A 17,828-nucleotide genomic window follows, 5' to 3' on the forward strand; every position below is an offset into this window, starting at 1 on the left:
GGTGTGGGGAAGACACCAATATATTGTTAAAGATCGTACCACACCAGCTACATATTGTGGTTAGCTTACTGGTCGAGTAGCTTTTCTACCACCAACTGCAGCCCGTTTATCTCACAGAGCGTCTTGGTCGGTGAGCCTATGGTACGGATCTGATAGCCTGGTGTTTTGGCGATGCTCTTGAATATCACCACACCAGCTGCCGATGAACAGTGTTGGTAGAGGTATTCGATCACTGTGTCAGCGACCGAGTCCTTAATGCCAGAGACAAAGACGTTGGGCCTTGGCTCGATAAACCAAAGCTTCATTCGTCCTCGTACCGCAGGGGGCAAATCATTTGCCAGAACTATCAGCATCAGTACTTGCCCCTCCAAGTAATGACGGTATATCTCTGGCTAAACTAGCGAGCAGATCCAGCGCGATCACCCGCTCTCGAAAGCGAGATGAGACCAGCGATTTTTCGTAGCGCCCGGCCATCTCACGCGTCAGGGAAAAGGCAAGATCGATGCAGAGGTTCTCTTTGTAGAGATCGGCTAGATCGTAAACAAAGGGCAGCGGACTGCCCGAGTGGATAAACCCCATATGAGGGGAGTAACCCATGGCATGGAGTGCAGAGCAGAGGATGCCGTAGAGAGCTGCGTTAGCGGAGGTCAGCACCCGGTTTGTGGTATCACTGAGGTCCATTTTACCGGGAGTATACTGACGGCCTTTCCAACCGACCCCATATTGTTGGGCCTTTTGCTGATAAAGCGCGCGCACCCGGCTACCTTCCATGCCCATCATTTCCTTAAGGCTCTTACCTGCCAGATCTGCGTCGGGAAAGCGATAGGCAAACATGCGGCGAGCAACCTCCAGGGATGACTTTTGATTGCAGGCTAACCGCATCTGGTAATTGAGGTTGCGGGTATTGGCGGTGGGTAAAAAACCTGCTGCGTAGAAGAGCAGACTGTCTTCCCCCACCCAGCAGATCGCACAGTTGGCTGCAGCGGCAGTCTTGACTGCCTCGTGAGTCACGCTGGTGCCAGGGCCTAGCAAGATGGCATTGAGAGTCGCTACCGGCAGACGTACGACCTGGCCTTCGGCATCGAGCCACTTTAGACTGCTGTCGTCAATCTCGAGGCGTCCCCGCTCTAGGTAGATAAAGGGGTATTTATCCTTGACCTGAGGCAGGGACTCTCGAGTGATCTTGACGAATAGACGCTGACCACCGCCCATGGTCTAGCCCTCGTTTATCAGCGTCACTTGCCGATCCCGATAGCGCTTGTGCTGACCAAATTGCAGCGGAACATCGTTTAATGTCAGCAGCTCACCTCCTTCAGTGGATCCCTGGATCACCATAAAGTCTCGGGCTCGTTGCTTTTGTTCGGCCAGATTGAGGGCCGCAGTCAGTGCGTTACCCCGGTTGGCAAACTGTCCCTGAAAGATGAACTCGGTGGGTACGCAGGTTTTCCTGCCAAGGGAGAGATCCCAGACCGGATTTTGCAAAGCCTGGGCGACCTCGGTTAACAGGTCATCAGGGACCTGGAGCAGTACGGCAAACGCCTGATCTTGCAGGTAGTAGCGGTAGGTCATCTTTGTGCCTCCTCCCACCGCTTTCTTTCCTTCACTGGTTTTGGGGATCAGCAGACTCTGCCAAGGGTCCTTGTCATCGTAGCCACTGCCCACCATATGAAAATCGCGCAATAAGGGCTCACGGGGCACTAGCTCACTGTTCTTGTGACGACGAGCAAAGCTGTGGACCTGCATATCGAGATCGGCAAATCGGGCGAGCAGGGATGTCTGGGGGCCACCGGCCCCAAGGGCAGCACAGACCATCCCGAGGACCCCGGACTTGGTCGGAAAGTGCAGGGTCTCACGTCGTCCAAAGCGGGAATCGTGCCCCCAGCTTTGTAGTGGCCCCTCCAGCCATAGCAACAGGTAGGGTTGACTCATGACTTACTCCACATGGCTTTGCAGCTTAGCGATCAGGTGATCCAAACTGAATGTCTCGTCCTCACCCCACTCGTAATCTCCCAGCTTGCCAAACAGGCTGCCGGTGAGCGCCTCTTTCTTGGAGATATAGCCTTTGAGAGCTTTCACGCTGGGGAGTAAAAAGCCATGGCCAGCGGCTTTTACTGGCTCATCAAATGGCACCTGTAAGCGCTGTCCCTTACGAACCAACACTTTGGCAAACTCCCATGGACTGGCTCCGGATTGGGTAGTCTGACGAGCAGCGGGAATCGCGACAAACAGCGCCTTGGTAAAGGCGGCAATGGCTTGCTTCAACTGTTCTTTATTTAGTTCATCCCCACCCATGGTGTCGGCGAGTTGACCCAGATCCAGACTGATATAGCGGTAGTAGGTGGCGGAGTTAAATTCCAGGCTCCCCATGTGGGCCGAACCGGGTTCTTCTTGCCGATCATCGAGCGCAGTGAAGAATTCCACTTCATTGGCCACCTTGTGGGTTGAGATGGCGTGGCTGAAAGAGGCGGCTGCTTCGACATTCATGTCTGCTGCCTTGGCGACCATGCGACCAAAGAGAGCGATATCGAGCGCATCCAGGGCTGGGTTGAGGCTTTTTTTAGCAAGCTTTGCCAGCTCTTTATCTTTGATCTTGCTTGCGTCGAACTGCTGCTCTTTGGCATAGCCAGCAAAGGCTTCGGCCTCACTGTCGCTGATAAACAGCAAAGTATCGTCGGCCAGCAGCTCGGCTATCTTACTTGCACACAGCTGGGCAGGTTCCTGTGCTGCACCCAGTTTGATGCAATGCTCAGTGACAAGTTCGGCGACCTTTTTGGTACGAATACCCAGCTTGACGCCAAACTCTTGCAGGGCCAAACGCACCTGACGCTTCCAGCATTGGGAGCTGACTCTGGCGCGGGTTACGCCACCTACGACTGCCGTTTTGGGGGCTCCTACATCATCACGGTTCAGACACGTAACGGAAAAAGACTGGAGGATGTGAAACTCGATACGAGTATTTTTCAGCTCGTTATTCATGATGATTCCTTGTCAGAAAAGGGGTTGTTCGATAAGGGGAACGACTTGCAGTAGACCACAGCCAAAGGCGCGGCCACGGCCCAGCCCGCTGGCCACGCTCAGGGCGAAACGTGCGGGGTCTGTCACGGTGAGATAGCCGCTCAGGGTGGCTTGCTGCAGGGTGATGTCTCGCTCAGCTTTGGCCTTGAATTGGGCTACTCTCACGTCATCGACCTGTAACCGCAGGGGATCAACACTAAATCCCCAGTTGTTGGCGCTGCGTTCGATAAACCAACCTGCAATGGCCTCTCGCCCTTTCACTGGCTTGAGTTGACGGCTCTGGTTATCTCGTCTGGTCGGAGAGACTGTGACGGTAAAGCGGTAGTGGCGGTGCGACAGAAAATCGTCGGGCAGAGGGCGTGATTCAACTTCACCATATTCACCGGTTTGAGGAAGACGGTCCGAGAGCAGCAAGATCTGGCGACAAAGGTGATCACCTCCTTTATCGACCCATTGAATTCCGCTTGGTACGCTGGCCTGCTTTTGTGCTTCTGAACGAACATCCTCAAACAGTCCGTAAACCACCCGGTGCAGTGAGTAGAGGTCGGTCACTCGCAGCGCTCTCACTGTGGCCCGATCTAGGCGTAACACACTGGCATAGAGGGTCATGCTGTTATCTCCTTTTCCTGCCAGCCGTAGAACTGTTGAGCCCAACGTGCTTTGGCGCGATCTGCACTGCGATGAAACCAGCGTAAGTCCACCAGCAGTGCCGCGTAATCTAGGGGTTGCTTGACCCGGCTACGGATCAACGTCAGCAACGGCCGCAAAATGCGGCATACCTCTTCGGTATCGTCACAGGCAAGCAGGCGGCGTAGCTTGGCTTTGGCTTGATCGCTCTCGCGTCCTTCGCTAAACGCGAGGGCTATCGCCTGCCCCAGTGGCAAGGCACCATTACATGCCTGATCACTGCGTGCCACGGCTGCGGCAATCAGAGCAAATGGCTGGCGCTCTTCGGCACACTCCAGATTGATCCCGAAAGCGGCCAGGGTGTCCCAACTTTGATACTCGGTGGTGGGGTTATCGGCACGGCGCAGCCGGGCGGCAAATCCCTTGTCTTTTTGGCAGCGCTGACAGAGGTATGCGACAAAATCCACCTCGCGACTCTGTGACGCTTGCGGTTGCGTACTCATGGTTGCTCCTGTTGCAAATAGGCGGAGAGGTTTGGCTTGGTTTTGGCCCAGGCATCCATCTGCCGAGCCGTTTGATGGGGGCAAAACTGGTCAAATACCTGGGTGGTGTAGCGGGCAAATTGGCGGCGCAGTTGTTGGCGAGCTGTTACCTCATCACAGCCATCGATCAGGGCCTGGCTCTGGCGCTCGCAGAGCTGCCAGAAGAGGTTATTTGCCTGTTTGGCAAGTGCTTTCTCCAAGCTAGTGGGCTTTTTATTAGCCGCTGACTTTGTCTTGTAGTAGTTAATCACGCTGTCATAGAGGGTATCCGCCAGCTCATCTAACTTGCCGATTTCGGTTTGGAAATGGCTAAACCAGAGCTCGTTAACATGATTGGGAGAAAACCAGCAAAGCGACTCCACCATATCGTCTGAGCCTTTAGGGCTCTGTTCACCTGAATCATTTCTGACCTTCAACCCTCCTGACCAGACTGCAAAAGGTGCCTGTTGTCGTCTGACTTTGGCAAATGCCAACCTGAGTTGATGACAGTCGAACGATTTTCCTCCCGGTCTGATAAAGCTAAGCAGGCTGGTGAGTTCCCTCCAAGGGCGGCGCTCGGGATCGGCCCAGCGTACTTTGGGTTCCTTGCCGCTGATATCTATAGCCACTGAGGGGTCGAAAACACCGTCCTTGTAATTACCGTGAGCAATCCCCTCGGAGTAGTGCAAGCCTTCGTTGGTTAGCAGACAAAAGCGGCACAATGGTAGCAACCGCCCCATCAAGGAGCCTTTAAGCTGCTGTGCTATGTTGCAGTCCTCTCCCTCTGGCATCTGTTCCCATGGGGGCGTACCTAAGCCAAGCGGATACAGGGTGAGATCGGCGATCTCCGCCTCGGTAAAGAGATTTAGCCAGATGCTCTCCAGCAAGGTTGGGCCGAGAAAGTAGTTGTGCAGTAATCCCATATGGGCAACAGCAGGGCCTGGTTTTCCTGATTTAGTCTTCCCCTGATAGCCAGGGCTTAATGTCACGCTGTTATCAACTTTCTTGCCGCCCAGCGCAAAACCCATCTGGGTGATTAGTAGCAGGGCCCGCTCGCCATCATCGAGCGGCTGCTCTGCTTGGGTTTGGGTCAACACAGTGGTATTGCCGGTCGCTACATCGGGCAGCACGGTGCCGAAACTCTTGATGGCAGCTTTGGCAATGGCAGGCATTTGAAGAAAGGGTTCCGGGCCGTAGAGATAGAAGCGATCGTGCCACTGGGCCAGATAGCTGCAGGCTCTGTCTGCCATTCCTTGCCAACCTAGTTGTTGCCACGCCTCCATATCTTGTGGGGTAGCAGCGGCTTGGGTGATAGCTTGCAGCAGCTTCAGAATGGCGGCCTTTTGCACCGGATTACCACCCAGAGTTCGGTATTCGGGGTGGGTGAAGATATCCTTGAGCCCGACCCGTCCCTTGTCGGCTACCGGGATCCAGGGTTCGTCGATCAGATTGAAGCGATGTTCCAAGGCTTACTCCTTGTATTTGGTAATGGTGAGACCCATGTCATCCCGATAGCGATAAGAGAGGCGATCGCTTAAGGGGAGTGAGCAACCATCGACGGCATGCAGTTGATGATCTGTAGTGACCAGGGCAATAGATATAGCGGCGTCATCCTGCTCCGGATGGCCCAGATACAGCACATTGCCCAAACCTGCTTTTTGACACCAGAGCCTTGCTGGTGGCCGGGGCAGTTGGCTTAAACGGCAGCTGACCAGATGCTGGGTCACCTGTGCCGCGCGGCCTCGCCACTCTGTTGGGGTAAGGCGATGTGCATGCCATGGAATAACAACCTGCTCACCGTCGAGAAAAGTCAGGAGTGTGGCCTGGTCGTGGTTGTCCAGAGACAGTTCAGACAGGAGCAGCAAATCACCGCTCTCCTGTTCGCTGTAGCGGGTTTGCGCTTTGGCCTCGGGTAGGGTCTTGCCCCCTTTGGAGAGCGTAAGCCGTGCAAGTTGCCGAAGACCGTTGACCCCTTTACGCAGGCGAGAGCCGTCAAAGAGCTCTTGTTTCCAGCGAGCCATCACGTCATCTTCGCTGCGATCCTGATAGGTGAATTCCACCAGTGTGCGGATGTGGTCGGGTAAGGAGACTGTCCCCTCCCTTACTTGGGCAAGCCAAACCTCCAAAGAGCGGCAGAGCAAATAAGGTGAATAAACGTGGGCTGTTGCACCAAAGGCCTGATAGGGGTCTTGGCGCGCAGCATCGAGGTCAGGGGTAAGGATCCAGGTCTCTCTGCGGGCCTCGGTGGGCCTCGGGGTCTGTTCATGACGCCAGAGACGACCAAGACGCTGAAACAACATATCGGTGGGGGCCATGCGGCTTACCAGAAAGTCGGCATCGATATCAAGAGATTGCTCCAGTACCTGAGTGCCGATCAAGATACGGCCTTGCTTCCCACGGGCTGCTCTGCCCGCCTTGCCATAGCAGCTAACCCAATGTGTCTCATTGTTTTGCCGATGCCGTGCGGTAAAGCGAGAGTGCAGTAAACCACAGGCCACTCCCACTTCCTGTGCTCTGGCAGCCAGATCGAGATAACGTTCCTGTGCCTCAGCCACCGTATTTTCAATCCAAAGCACCTGCTGGCCCTGGGTTGCTCGCATGAGCGCTTCCTCTAACACACTCTGGTCTGCCATGGGTTTGCATTGCAGATGAACTGAGCGGGATTCCTCTGGTGTCACCGACAGCTCTTGCAGCAGTGATGGTGTGATACCCATTGATACGGATATGAGAGGGTAGGAGTCTTGCTGTGTCGGCTGCCCGAGCAACTCACTGCGGCGAGCCTGACTCAGCGTGGCGCTGAGAATAATTACGGTGCAGTGCAGGGTTCGAAGTAGATGGATCAGCTCGTCGAGGATCACACTCGTGTAGGCATCGTAACTGTGCACCTCATCGAGGATCACCACCTTACCCGCCAGGCCAAAGGCTCTGACAAAACCGTGCTTGACGTTCATGGCGGCCATCAATGCCTGATCGAGGGTGCCCACGGCAAACGGTGCCAGCAAACCACGCTTCGCACTGTCAAACCAGCTACGGCCGGGTTTGCCCTCTTCTCCCAACGCCTGATTAACCAACCAGGCACTGCCATGAAGCAGTAGGGAGTGACGGTGTGGACTCTCTTCGGTCAGGATCTGCTTGAGGTAGTCATTGAAGCGGTCTAACAGTTTGTTGGATGTCAGTTGAGTGGGTAGAGCAAAATAAATGCCCGTGGCCTTGCCTTCTTCCAACATTTTGTAGGCTGCATAGAGCGCGGCCTCGGTCTTGCCAAGCCCCATTGGCGCCTCAAGCACATAGACTCCGACTCCCTGGCTGTGCTGGTGGAGAAGCTGCTGAGGTTCATTGGGTTGATAAGGTGTCCCATCCTCAGCCCTGAAAATATCACCAAAAGCCAGCCCTTTACGCACCTGAGGCAAGACAAACCCAGCATCATCCAGTGCTTGTTCTATTCTTGGCTGCCAGGGGATTGTTGGGTCTTCAAAGTGATGACCAGAGCCAATCCAATCTGCCACTGTGGTCAGCCCTGCCAATAGTCTTGCTTGTTCCGGCGTCGTGATAGTGGGGATTTCTTCCCCCATAACCCGTTGTAACGCCTCCACCAGCCTGCACCGTTCTGCTTGCCAGGATTTCCCACCAAGCTGCTCAGCACTGGCGCTTAACATCGCATCAGGCGGATTAAAACCGTGGTGCTGCCCGGCGACTCGAGGAACAAACGGGTTGTTTGTGATGGCAGCGAGGGCCAGCTCACTGACACCGGCATGGCCACCCCAGTCACGTTCCCGCATTGCTCGGAACTGAGGCATGCGTTGCAGCCAAGAGGACTGCTCACCCTCCACCGCACACTGTAATTTGAGGAAAAAGACAGGGCTGACCTTACCAATGTCGTGAAGGGCGGCCTGTAGGGCACTCCCAGATGGAAAGAGAGCGTCTCGAATCGTCATTGGCATACGGTTAAGCAAAGCACGTGCAGTTTCTCCCACTATCTGACAGTGGTTAAACACACTTGGGCCAAACTGGGGTACGCCTTGCTGGTTTTGGTAGGTTTTGGCTGGACACAATTCAAAGGGGATTGTCATGACCTCTGACTCCGTGTCCGTTGTTTTTCGTCTTCGGTTCATCATATTGCCACCGCCTTTTGTTCCATCACGTCGGCCATTCTCTTCTCACTGGCTCACTGGTGGGGCTACTGATGTAACGACACTATGTTCTTTAAGTCACACAGTAATGATGGCCCATACGCACTAGCACTATTCTGGTGAAAACAGAACTTCAACCTCATAACTAAATTTCATTAGTTAGGTATTCTGTAGTGAGTTAAATAGCAATCATTCCCCTGACGCTCCAGTGTAAACAAGTATCAACTAGATAGTTACCGACAGGATTTGTCGGCAATCCAACTGCTTGATTCAATATTGCAACTGCGATGTTCAAGAGCATGCATTAAACCAGCGAGTTCTACAACTGGCTGGCCCATACAACACATTACCCTGTTCAGACAACAATATCCTGAGTAATTAACCTAACTATTCTCATTCTTGGAATGACACTTAGATAACAGCCATGCAGAGATATTTTCTGAGAATAGTACTCTTGGAAAAATAAATAAAAAATAAAATCACACACCAATCTCTTTTCAATCTTGACGCTGTCTCACCTGACCAACTACCATGACAATGTCTGTTACAGACAGCACAGCATAGTACATATCCTTCTGGATATTTTTCGTTCCTTAGGTCAACGTCTCCCGACTTAAGACCTATATGCACAACCCGTAACTGCCTTATGACCACCTTCGGGTGGTCTTTTTTGTCAAAAACCAATACCCCCATAAACATCATAATCGAAAGCTAAACAGATGCTTGGATAACGCGACGCCATGATTTACATTTATTTTATTTTTACAAACACACAGATCATATTAACTATGATGTGAATAATGGCAAGGGACACACAGAGCAAGATTGCAGACATTTTTTGACCAAAAAACAGGTTTGGCCCTGTGATCTTATGCTCCTTTTTCAGGAGTTTCTTCATGTCTATTGATGCTGTTTTGCTCAGTTTTTCGATGATATTCCCGACCCTCTCCTGTATGCCAAGATTTATTACCCTTTTTTACGATGTCCTGTTACTCACCGTCTGCGCTGTGATCGACAGCGCAGACGGGTGGAAAGATATTGAAGATTTCGGTGAGGTTCATATTCCCTTGTTTCAACGTCATGCGAGTTCTGGCTGTGCCCATCCCTCCCAGCAAGGAGGTGGCATAGGCATTGGCTTCCTCTTCAAACTGAGTGGCGAGCTGCTGACGCCAATACTGCGCCTCCTGCTTTGCCCCATGACTCGGTGCGGATGTCGACTCCAACTCCCCGGAGGCGGCAATACTGTTGCGCTGTGCACGGCGTGCACCTTTGACTATCTCACTCTCATTTTCAGCCCCAACAAGCGCGCCCACCTCATCAGAGGCCGAGAATGCCTGTCCCAGGCGAGCGGCATGCTGGGCCACCTTTTGCTCCACATTGATGGCACTCGCTTTATCCTCTTTCAGGTGCAGCGGGTTCTCGCCCGCCAGTGTGGGCAAAGATTGTGTTCGTGGTACATTGATGGTATCTCCCACCACCAAATAAGGTGCCTCAGGCGTCAGATGGTGGTTTAACACCAACAGTTGATGCGGGGCCACCCCAAACCGGCGTGATACAGAACCAAGCGTATCTCCCTTGGCGACCTGATAGCGGATGACTTCAGGCTGCTCTGAAGTTGGCTTGGCGAGTTGTTCAGCAGCATAGGCCACTGGAAACAGGGCCTGCTGTCCCAAAAAGAGATAAGTCCAAACGACTTGATAGACCTTGCTTGGTTTGAATTTCATAAATAGTCCCTGAGGGGGTATGCCTGTAATTAGGCGGGACTATACAAGAGGGGATAAAAAGGAATGGCCTGGTTAAAATAACAAAAAATAGTTTAGCAATAAATGAATGAATGAATGAATGAATGAATGAATGAATGAATGAATGAATGAATGAATGAATGAATGAATGAATGAATGAAAGCCTATCTGTTTGATTTTCAAAAGTCAAAATAATAAAAGCGCAATATCACCTCCACCTCACCCCCTCTTTGCTTAAATGCTCAGACTCATTCTTGGCCAAATAATTTATTTTAATAACGTGACAATCATCACATTTTAACGCCACCCAATTTTAAGGTCATACCAATGCACATCGCGAACTATCCGCACACACTGAAGACCATTTATAAAATAATAATAAACAGATAGTGATACCTATATTTGCCATGTCAATTTACTCGCCCCCCTTTATCCGTGTCCTTATCATGCAAAGCCCTGGCCACAGGTGACGATATCACAGCCGTTGCCTGGGCTTTCTGTAGTGCAATTCAGTGCAGATGAAAACACCGATGTACACTCGCAGCTAAGGACATCACAGCCTCTTGGCCAAGGTATTCAAGTCGCGTAGTCGATACGACGTTAGCAACCACCGCGAGGTTTATCTGACAGCGCTAGTGCATCACTTACCAATAAAATAAATAAAAAATGAAATATCTTACCAAGTTCTCCTCTCTCCCATTTCCTATCCTATCCTCACCGTATTTCAGCCAGCGAGAATACCGTTATGCCATGTCATACGCATACATCATTCAATATCGGTGATAACGTCTTTTGCTGCGTCTATGGTGAAGGCATTATTATTGAAAGACAACGCAAAGGCCACATAGACCGCTGGTTCGATGGTAAAGCCTGGCTTCGGGTCTTTATGCCAAACTACCCGTATAATCATGTTTATTTCGATATCTCAGGTAGGTGTGCCGAAGAAGGGGATTGGCTGGTCAATTACCCAACCCTGTTTCAGGAAACGCAACATCCCACCGTCAGCACTCACCATCCCAACCGGCCTTTTTATCTGGGCGAGCGAGTCATTGATTTAATGTGGGGAAAAGGGGTTGTCATTGCCGCCAATTGGCATGACAGCAGACCATTGCGGGTAGCATTTGATGACTATCCATACAGGCACCGAGAGGGTTATCCGCAATCATTACTCTATCGCCCAGATGGGACACGCATGCTCTCTGATAAGCAGCGCCTATTTCATGAAGACCAAGCTCCCACCATCGTGACCCGTTGAGATACGCGCAACCATGAAGTCAAACGGGGGCGCAACAGCCCCCGTTATGTTCCAAGTCTCGCGCTAGATAAGAAACTCGTCCAACTGACGGCCTTGCTCCAATTGCTGTGCCAGGAATTTGGGGGTACGGCCCTGACCGGTCCAGGTTTTCTCTACCCCATTTTCAACATAACGGTATTTCGGGGGACGAGGTGCCCGCTTAGCTTTAGTCGCAGCCGTTGCTACCGGGGCACTGCCCACCAACTCAGTGGGGTCAATTCCCGCCTGCGCCAACATCGCCTGGAACTCAGCCAACTTCTGCTGACGCTCAGCATTGGCGGCTTGCTCTTTCTGGGCAACCTCCAATCGCTCCAGATAGATCGCTTCAATCTTCTCGTGCGCTTCTTTGACTTGCTCCAGTGATAACTCGCGCAGTGCAGCCCGCAGACTGCGCACATTCAACAAAACCTTCAAAAATTCGCTCATCAACATTCACCTCAATAGATCCATTCAATCTGCTCAAGGGGTTGTCCCCTGTCAGGGCTACCCCATAAAACAGGCAAACATTGACCGTTAATTAACAGTCCTATTTCATGCCCTGTCTTATTCATTACACGCCACACATCATACCTAAGGGCATGAAAAGCCCTCCCCCCTCGCACCTAATAAGCCCAGAGCGCCAAAGGAACACCGTCAGACAAATGACAAGATTGGCCATTTGCACGGGAGGCTTGATGTCGTACTGTACTCTGGATTTGTTCAATATGGTCAGTCATTTCTTTATACAACCCTTTGAACCGATTTTTGACCACGTTATCTGCCTGCAATTTATCACCGCGCTGACCATCGGAGACGATGTTATCCACTTGCGCCCATGTCTCGAAGATCTTGTGTACGTTGACCACCTTGTCGGCCATAGGGGTTACCGGCGCACTCAATAAATCCTGAATGGTCTTAATTTGCTGTACACCTTTACTCTTGCCTTGGTCATACAACATATTGATATCGAGCCCGTAATAAAGTGCATGACGCAGTACAATGGTCGTCAACTTCATTGCTTTGGTTTCTGTCATCCGCGCAATCAGCCCCTCGCTATTAGCCATCGATAATCCTGATGGGCCATACACGCAACCCAGTTCCTCATGACCAGAGTAAATATCAAAAAGCAACATGCCAATAATGTATCGTCGCAGGCGATGTGAGTGTCGATGAAGCTGTAAAGCCTCTTTGCTCTCATACCAACGCTCTATGCTCTCCATCCCTGTCGAGGAGGGGGGAACATCCAGGGGGATCAGCGGATAACCGTGTTCCGATAGCATCTGAACGAGCGGTTTCAACACACTGGCGGCGTTCCCCTTGGCCAAGGAAGCCTCTAACGAAGCCCTACAAACGGTCAGCGTCAGCATGTCAGGTGCCGAATGTTGTGACAAAAGCCATATTTTTGACAAAGACCCCGGCATGTCAGGTGTATTTTTTTGGGTGTATCCAGCCTCGAAATAAACACCCGATAGCGCCTCATTAAGACGATTGACCATTGCGGCCCTTATATCCTCAAGCAGCGCCTGCTTTTGTTCCGGTGTCAGACGGTTAACCGCATCCTGTACCGTCATGCTGACCGTTGCCATCGCACCAAATTTATTTCCCTTGGGGGTGTACTCATCTGATGCTGGCGGTGTCAATGAGGGCGCGCCCTGGGCCTCGGTATCGACTACGCGCCCCGCCGCTTGATGGACCATGCTGGCATCCAGCGAATATCGGCAAGTTTGCCTGACGCATGACGGAACTACCTCTTTCAAAATGACCTCTGGCTTCACATCAAGCATTTTTTGGCACAAAGGAATGAAGTTACACAGCGCATTCAACATCAGGCGATAGCTATATCGTGGCCGATCATTTACTGGCAATTCAGAAAAAACGATGCGCTTGCGTGCACACAGACTTTCCATGCGGCTGGCTATCAGGGGGAACAGCTCTTTGACTCGCATCAGGATTTCCGTCCCCCCCACCCCCTCTTCCAGCAACTGCTCTATCAGATGTAAAACAGGCTGCTCGGACGGGCTACGACACTCATGCTGCGCCAGCATCAAGAAGTGCAGCCGCAGCTCAATGCCTAGCCTTGCCTGCTCATCACCCGTAAACATTTTGCGATACCGTCCTGATGCACGGCCATCCCCCCCGGACGGAGCACGCTGCATTCCTGCCTTATGACCAACCCAATAGCGAGCATAAAAGGACAGTAACAATATCTGCTCCCAGCACGCAAAAATGACCTGCTGTGAACTATCCAAGAGCCTCGTGGCCTCCCCCCGACCAAATACACCATCAAACCATGCCCACTCCTTTGCATTACCTCTCATACCTGCCACTCCCTTTGCATTTAAATACCCGCATTTTAATGAAAAAAATGCCAGCTGAAATATAAATAAGCACATTAAGATGAACAAATGGTGTTTTTGGGTGCATCTTCGCAATAAAGGTAGCGCTTGGACACACCCATTTTTTTGGCGCATCATCTCTTCCACAGCAAGACTCGCTGTGTTGATAAGGATGATGTGAACATGACAAGGGTCCTAAGACGAAAATAAGTGTGCGAAAAGCTGGGGATATCACGTTCTACGTTATATAACTGGCTGTCACCAAACTCAGCCTATTTTGTTATAGACCTGCCAAAACCCATTCGATTAGGGACAACAAGAACGATCGACTGGATCTCGGATGAAATTGAACGCTGGATAAACAGCAGGGCCAAACACACGAATATCTTACCTGGATAAAGGCAGACCTAAATAAGCCCTAACACCAGTCTGACTGATGCACACCAAACGAATACCCAAAACTGAAGGTGAATTATCATGCATAACATAATCAATGTTAAAAACACCAATGAACCAAATCAATTGGATGCACAAATGACCCAATTATCCCAGCTCGAAAAATATTATTTTTTCGCCCTGATGTGCATGGCATTTACAGTCCTTGCCCATGCCAGTCAAGACACGGTGAGATACATCTCTGCGTTCAATGGCAAACTGACCCCCATTAATTTTTTCACCATTATCATCCAAAAATCCGGGGCGGGAAAAACCAGAATATTTAAACTCCTCGCTCAGCGGATATTGAATTACTCCAGTTCATTGAAAGATGATTATAAAAAAATAACTTCACGCTATCAATTTCAGATGAAACTGTGCAAGCGGCTCGAGAAAAAATTGGAAAAAGAACTCGCCAATATAGACCTGGTGCGTGACGCCTCCCTGATTGACGAAGAGATGGCGGCATTGGAGGCACAAAAACCCGTGGCACCACGGCCACCTGCCGTCGTGATGGAAGACGGGACACTAGCCGGATTTAAACGTACCTTAATCTATCAGGCTGTCACCCTTGCAACCACCGAAGCGGCGTCACAGTTACAGCGCATGGATGAGATGATGATCCCGTTTACGTGCGCCACATGGGATGGTGATGACCTGGAAATTCGCGACCAGCATCACGATTATCATATCAAACAACCCTGTTTCAGTATGATGCTGGCAATGCAAGGACGGCCATTCGAGCGCTATATGAAAAAAATGGGGGAAGAAGCCATCAACAGAGGACTCCTACAGCGTTGCATTATTGTGCCAGAGCAAATGAACCACCAATCAGCCTTGCTGAGAACGCCATTCAATTATACTCCCGAGCCAGCGATTGACTCAACGACACTGGTTGAGCAATTTAATGAGCGCGCCATGAGACTAATCACGCTGCAAAAACAACATACGCTGGTGTTTTCTGAGCCAGCAAAAGCAGCCGCCCTGGAATACCTTGAGCAGTTCAAATGCCAACAAGAACAATATCAGCACATGACGTTTGGTACGTTTCTCGCAAAAGCTCCCGTTCATCTGGAACGGATTGCAGCACTGGTACACCTCTATAATGCGGATGGTGAGACCATTGAGGAGCACACAGTTCATCATGCCGCTGACATTCTCGCTCGCTTCATGACGTTACAATGGGATTTTTATCATCCGTACCAAGGGGAGAAGTTACACAATGACGCCTGCCATGTAATTTATTGGTTACGGCAACAAACCGGTTACCCCCATTTTACTCAACGCCAAATCCAGCGAGGGTGTCGCCACATCACTGATAGTGACATGCTCAGCACCATACTGGAATACTTGGCACGTAACAGATATATCCTAATACATAAATCAGGAAAAAGTGTTTTTGTTACACTAAACGACCAACACTAACGACGCTAATTCCAGAGTGAAATCACGCCCCTTATAACACTGACATTTAATTGAGCGCACTATTTAAATGCACTATTTGTGCGCAATATGGCTGGGCGATGCGTTGCCCAGCCATACCGAATAAACCTCGGTGGTAGTTATATAAACACCACTACAGCAACCATACTCCCTGAGAGAGAGAGGCAATTAATCTGCCGCATGTAAAGAATACTATTGCCACATTGTCACACAACAAAGCCACCAATATAACCACCACCTAAAAACGGCGTTATTGCATAGTGACCTAAAAGCATAGCAACCAACATCGCATGCTGTGCATTAGTGCACGGCTCTTTAAACCATCCAATCCAATAGGAGTGAATTGTGTCAGCCCAAAAAACGTTAATTCAGCAGCTAGCAAAAATAACCGAACGCTACGCCCCTGTTAATCAACACCACCTCAACCTGATTGCACAAACAATAGATAGCGCTCAAGCTACGCATGCGAGAATCTTTGCACTCAGAATAGACCTACGCTTCCCTCACCAGGATAACGACATGCCATGCTACCCCACCTTAACAGGCAGCGCCGTCATTTCCCGCTTCATTGATGCCTTAAAAGCCAGAATAACCGCAGAAACACAATACAAACAGCGCATGGGAAAATCAGTCCATCCTTGCCACCTTCACTACGCCTGGGCAAGAGAATGCAATAACGCTCACCATGAGCATTACCACCTCCTGCTGCTCTTTAACAAAGACAGGTACTATACCTTGGGTAATTTCAATAATACCGACGATACCCTACTTAATAAAATCAGAGCAGCATGGGCCAGCGCCCTCTCATTGATGCCACAAGAAACCATAGGACTTGTGCATGTGCCAGAGAATGCACAGTACCACCTGGATAGACACAAACCAGAAGCGCAACAGGAGGGACGGCTAAGCGCCCTGCTATTGCGCGCAGGGTACCTTGCCAAGCTGGACACCAAAGTGTGCAAGCCAGGCTATCGCAGCTTTGGCTGCAGCCGCATTCAGAAAATTGATAATCCAAATTTCTGAGTTTTGTGACAATGGACACTTCTATCAGAGCATTGTCGATGTTTTTCAAAAACAAAGATATAAAAAATCCGGAGAAAGCGTAATGAGAACCGATATCACTATGAATGCCACCGACCAGATGTGGCACCAACTGCACTGTGATGGCAACACACAGGGAGGGTCTCTACGCATAGACCTATCAAACGTCCCCCATTGGCGGGCCAATAACCTTATCAAGCTGTGGCAACAGCTTGAGTGGTCAATCATTCACAATAATAGCGCCCCCATCCCACACCTTGGACAATGGCAACAGCTGTACAGTCACGTATCGGCATTAACACCATGCTATGCCTTACATCCATCACTGAGCTTAAGTAAATCGCTTTTAGAGAAATACAACATCCCTCAATGTTCGCTGACAAATAAGCAAGACATGAGCGAATTAAAAAACAAACTCTCCGGATATATGAGTGAACTTACAAACTTACTCAACACAGCAGAGCATCGAGCGAAAAGTGCTAATTTTGACCGTCTATTCAGACGCAAACGCAGCGCTGTCAATAAATGGTTAACGCATCACCTACTCATGCAAGGCATGACCATCGTCAATATAAATCTATACTCGCCTTGTCACACCAGCACAGAGATATCGCTATCTCAGTTTGCTGGTGCATTCAAACACACCATGCACGCACTTAATAACAAAGCGCCACAACAACGTGGATTTGATGGCTATTTATGGCAACTGAGATATGATACCAACATCAATTACTATGTAAACATGTTGCTTGCAGTGGACCCAAGCCATCCCCAGCACATTACAATAGATAAAATAAACCACCAATGGCGAGCATCCTGGCAGAAACGACCCAACATACCTCATTTCATTCCCAAACCATTGCCAGTCAATGTCAATCAGCGAGCATCATCCGAGTGTGCGATAATAAACCAAATAAACGACATCACTGAAGCGTTTTGTAGTCAAGACAGCATTATCAAACTTCGTATCACCAAAGACTTAAAAAACTATCACCACACGAAATGCTGAGATGATGTTTTTTGCTGTAGCATGGATGGATACCACACTAAAAAATCATCTGGCCATATCAATCTCTACAATCTTCAACCTCACTCGAGATTGTATATTCCTCTTTGAAGAGAAATATGACACGACAGGGTATGCAATGCTTCCCTGTCGTGATGTCTTCCTGACGAAGGCCCGTTGACAGGATGGGCTCACTCACCAAGAATGTAGCAGACAACCCATATAGACCTTTTCTAAATAATGATATGCGTGATAAAGC

Annotated in this window: 16 protein-coding genes, 1 pseudogene and 1 CRISPR repeat array (1 of these 18 running past the window's edge); of the genes and pseudogenes, 6 read left to right on the forward strand and 11 right to left on the reverse strand. The window is 50.3% G+C overall.

What is annotated here, in order from left to right:
• Positions 1 to 14: direct repeats of the CRISPR family, unit length 28 nt; it begins 1,478 nt to the left of the window's first position.
• A 51-nt stretch (positions 15 to 65) separates the two neighbouring features.
• The 8 genes from cas2e to cas3 are packed head-to-tail and all read right to left on the reverse strand — an operon-like array spanning position 66 to position 8,233.
• A complete protein-coding gene (gene cas2e, locus OKB87_RS11805) occupies positions 66 to 305 on the reverse strand; it encodes a type I-E CRISPR-associated endoribonuclease Cas2e (protein WP_270827536.1) in 240 nt (79 codons plus the stop codon).
• Positions 306 to 330: 25 nt separating this feature from the next.
• Positions 331 to 1,212 carry a type I-E CRISPR-associated endonuclease Cas1e gene (cas1e, locus tag OKB87_RS11810; protein WP_270827538.1) on the reverse strand — a complete coding sequence of 294 codons (882 nt, stop codon included), beginning with the start codon at positions 1,210 to 1,212 and terminating at the stop codon, positions 331 to 333.
• Between the two features lie 3 nt (positions 1,213 to 1,215).
• On the reverse strand, positions 1,216 to 1,929 hold the full coding sequence (gene cas5e, locus OKB87_RS11815; protein ID WP_270827539.1) for a type I-E CRISPR-associated protein Cas5/CasD: 714 nt from the start codon (positions 1,927 to 1,929) through the stop codon (positions 1,216 to 1,218).
• 3 nt (positions 1,930 to 1,932) lie between these two features.
• A complete protein-coding gene (gene cas7e / locus OKB87_RS11820; protein WP_270827540.1) occupies positions 1,933 to 2,976 on the reverse strand; it encodes a type I-E CRISPR-associated protein Cas7/Cse4/CasC in 1,044 nt (347 codons plus the stop codon).
• Between the two features lie 12 nt (positions 2,977 to 2,988).
• A complete protein-coding gene (gene cas6e, locus OKB87_RS11825; protein ID WP_270827541.1) occupies positions 2,989 to 3,624 on the reverse strand; it encodes a type I-E CRISPR-associated protein Cas6/Cse3/CasE in 636 nt (211 codons plus the stop codon).
• Positions 3,621 to 4,145 (reverse strand): type I-E CRISPR-associated protein Cse2/CasB, encoded by a 525-nt coding sequence (gene casB / locus OKB87_RS11830; RefSeq protein ID WP_270827542.1) that lies wholly within the window; start codon positions 4,143 to 4,145, stop codon positions 3,621 to 3,623. The genes cas6e and casB overlap by 4 nt, the downstream gene beginning before the upstream one ends.
• Positions 4,142 to 5,629 carry a type I-E CRISPR-associated protein Cse1/CasA gene (gene casA, locus OKB87_RS11835; protein WP_270827543.1) on the reverse strand — a complete coding sequence of 496 codons (1,488 nt, stop codon included), beginning with the start codon at positions 5,627 to 5,629 and terminating at the stop codon, positions 4,142 to 4,144. The genes casB and casA overlap by 4 nt, the downstream gene beginning before the upstream one ends.
• Positions 5,630 to 5,632: 3 nt before the next feature.
• Positions 5,633 to 8,233 carry a CRISPR-associated helicase Cas3' gene (gene cas3 / locus OKB87_RS11840; RefSeq protein ID WP_270827544.1) on the reverse strand — a complete coding sequence of 867 codons (2,601 nt, stop codon included), beginning with the start codon at positions 8,231 to 8,233 and terminating at the stop codon, positions 5,633 to 5,635.
• Positions 8,234 to 9,189: 956 nt separating this feature from the next.
• Between cas3 and OKB87_RS11845 the strand changes: the two are divergent.
• A pseudogene (locus tag OKB87_RS11845) lies at positions 9,190 to 9,369 on the forward strand (transposase family protein); the annotation flags it as partial.
• Here OKB87_RS11845 and OKB87_RS11850 read toward each other — a convergent pair.
• Positions 9,283 to 10,017, reverse strand: a complete 735-nt coding sequence (locus tag OKB87_RS11850; protein WP_270827545.1) for a LysM peptidoglycan-binding domain-containing protein — start codon at positions 10,015 to 10,017, stop codon at positions 9,283 to 9,285. The pseudogene OKB87_RS11845 and the gene OKB87_RS11850 sit on opposite strands and share 87 nt — an antisense overlap.
• A 763-nt stretch (positions 10,018 to 10,780) precedes the next feature.
• On the opposite strand from OKB87_RS11850, the gene OKB87_RS11855 reads away from it, so the two are divergent.
• A complete protein-coding gene (locus OKB87_RS11855) occupies positions 10,781 to 11,290 on the forward strand; it encodes a hypothetical protein (RefSeq protein ID WP_270827546.1) in 510 nt (169 codons plus the stop codon).
• Positions 11,291 to 11,353: 63 nt separating this feature from the next.
• Here the strand turns inward: OKB87_RS11855 and OKB87_RS11860 are convergent, their stop codons facing one another.
• Together OKB87_RS11860 and OKB87_RS11865 are read right to left on the reverse strand one after the other, a co-directional pair.
• On the reverse strand, positions 11,354 to 11,755 hold the full coding sequence (locus OKB87_RS11860) for an H-NS family histone-like protein (protein ID WP_270827548.1): 402 nt from the start codon (positions 11,753 to 11,755) through the stop codon (positions 11,354 to 11,356).
• Between the two features lie 176 nt (positions 11,756 to 11,931).
• Positions 11,932 to 13,791: a hypothetical protein gene (locus OKB87_RS11865; RefSeq protein ID WP_270827549.1), complete on the reverse strand. Its 1,860-nt coding sequence runs from the start codon at positions 13,789 to 13,791 to the stop codon at positions 11,932 to 11,934.
• A gap of 63 nt (positions 13,792 to 13,854) precedes the next feature.
• Here OKB87_RS11865 and OKB87_RS23675 point away from each other — a divergent pair, with 63 nt between their 5' ends.
• From OKB87_RS23675 to OKB87_RS11880, 4 genes are all read left to right on the forward strand, one after another.
• Complete coding sequence (locus tag OKB87_RS23675) at positions 13,855 to 14,043, forward strand: helix-turn-helix transcriptional regulator (protein ID WP_429075814.1); 189 nt, start codon at positions 13,855 to 13,857, stop codon at positions 14,041 to 14,043.
• 78 nt (positions 14,044 to 14,121) lie between these two features.
• On the forward strand, positions 14,122 to 15,504 hold the full coding sequence (locus tag OKB87_RS11870; protein ID WP_270827550.1) for a DUF3987 domain-containing protein: 1,383 nt from the start codon (positions 14,122 to 14,124) through the stop codon (positions 15,502 to 15,504).
• Between the two features lie 363 nt (positions 15,505 to 15,867).
• Complete coding sequence (locus tag OKB87_RS11875; RefSeq protein WP_270827551.1) at positions 15,868 to 16,545, forward strand: inovirus Gp2 family protein; 678 nt, start codon at positions 15,868 to 15,870, stop codon at positions 16,543 to 16,545.
• 82 nt (positions 16,546 to 16,627) lie between these two features.
• The gene (locus tag OKB87_RS11880) at positions 16,628 to 17,572 is read left to right on the forward strand and encodes a hypothetical protein (RefSeq protein ID WP_270827552.1); all 945 of its coding nucleotides are present in this window, start codon (positions 16,628 to 16,630) and stop codon (positions 17,570 to 17,572) included.
• Positions 17,573 to 17,828: the final 256 nt, after the last annotated feature.

It is taken from the genome of Aeromonas sp. Y318-1, assembly GCF_027706125.1.
GTDB lineage: Bacteria > Pseudomonadota > Gammaproteobacteria > Enterobacterales > Aeromonadaceae > Aeromonas > Aeromonas hydrophila.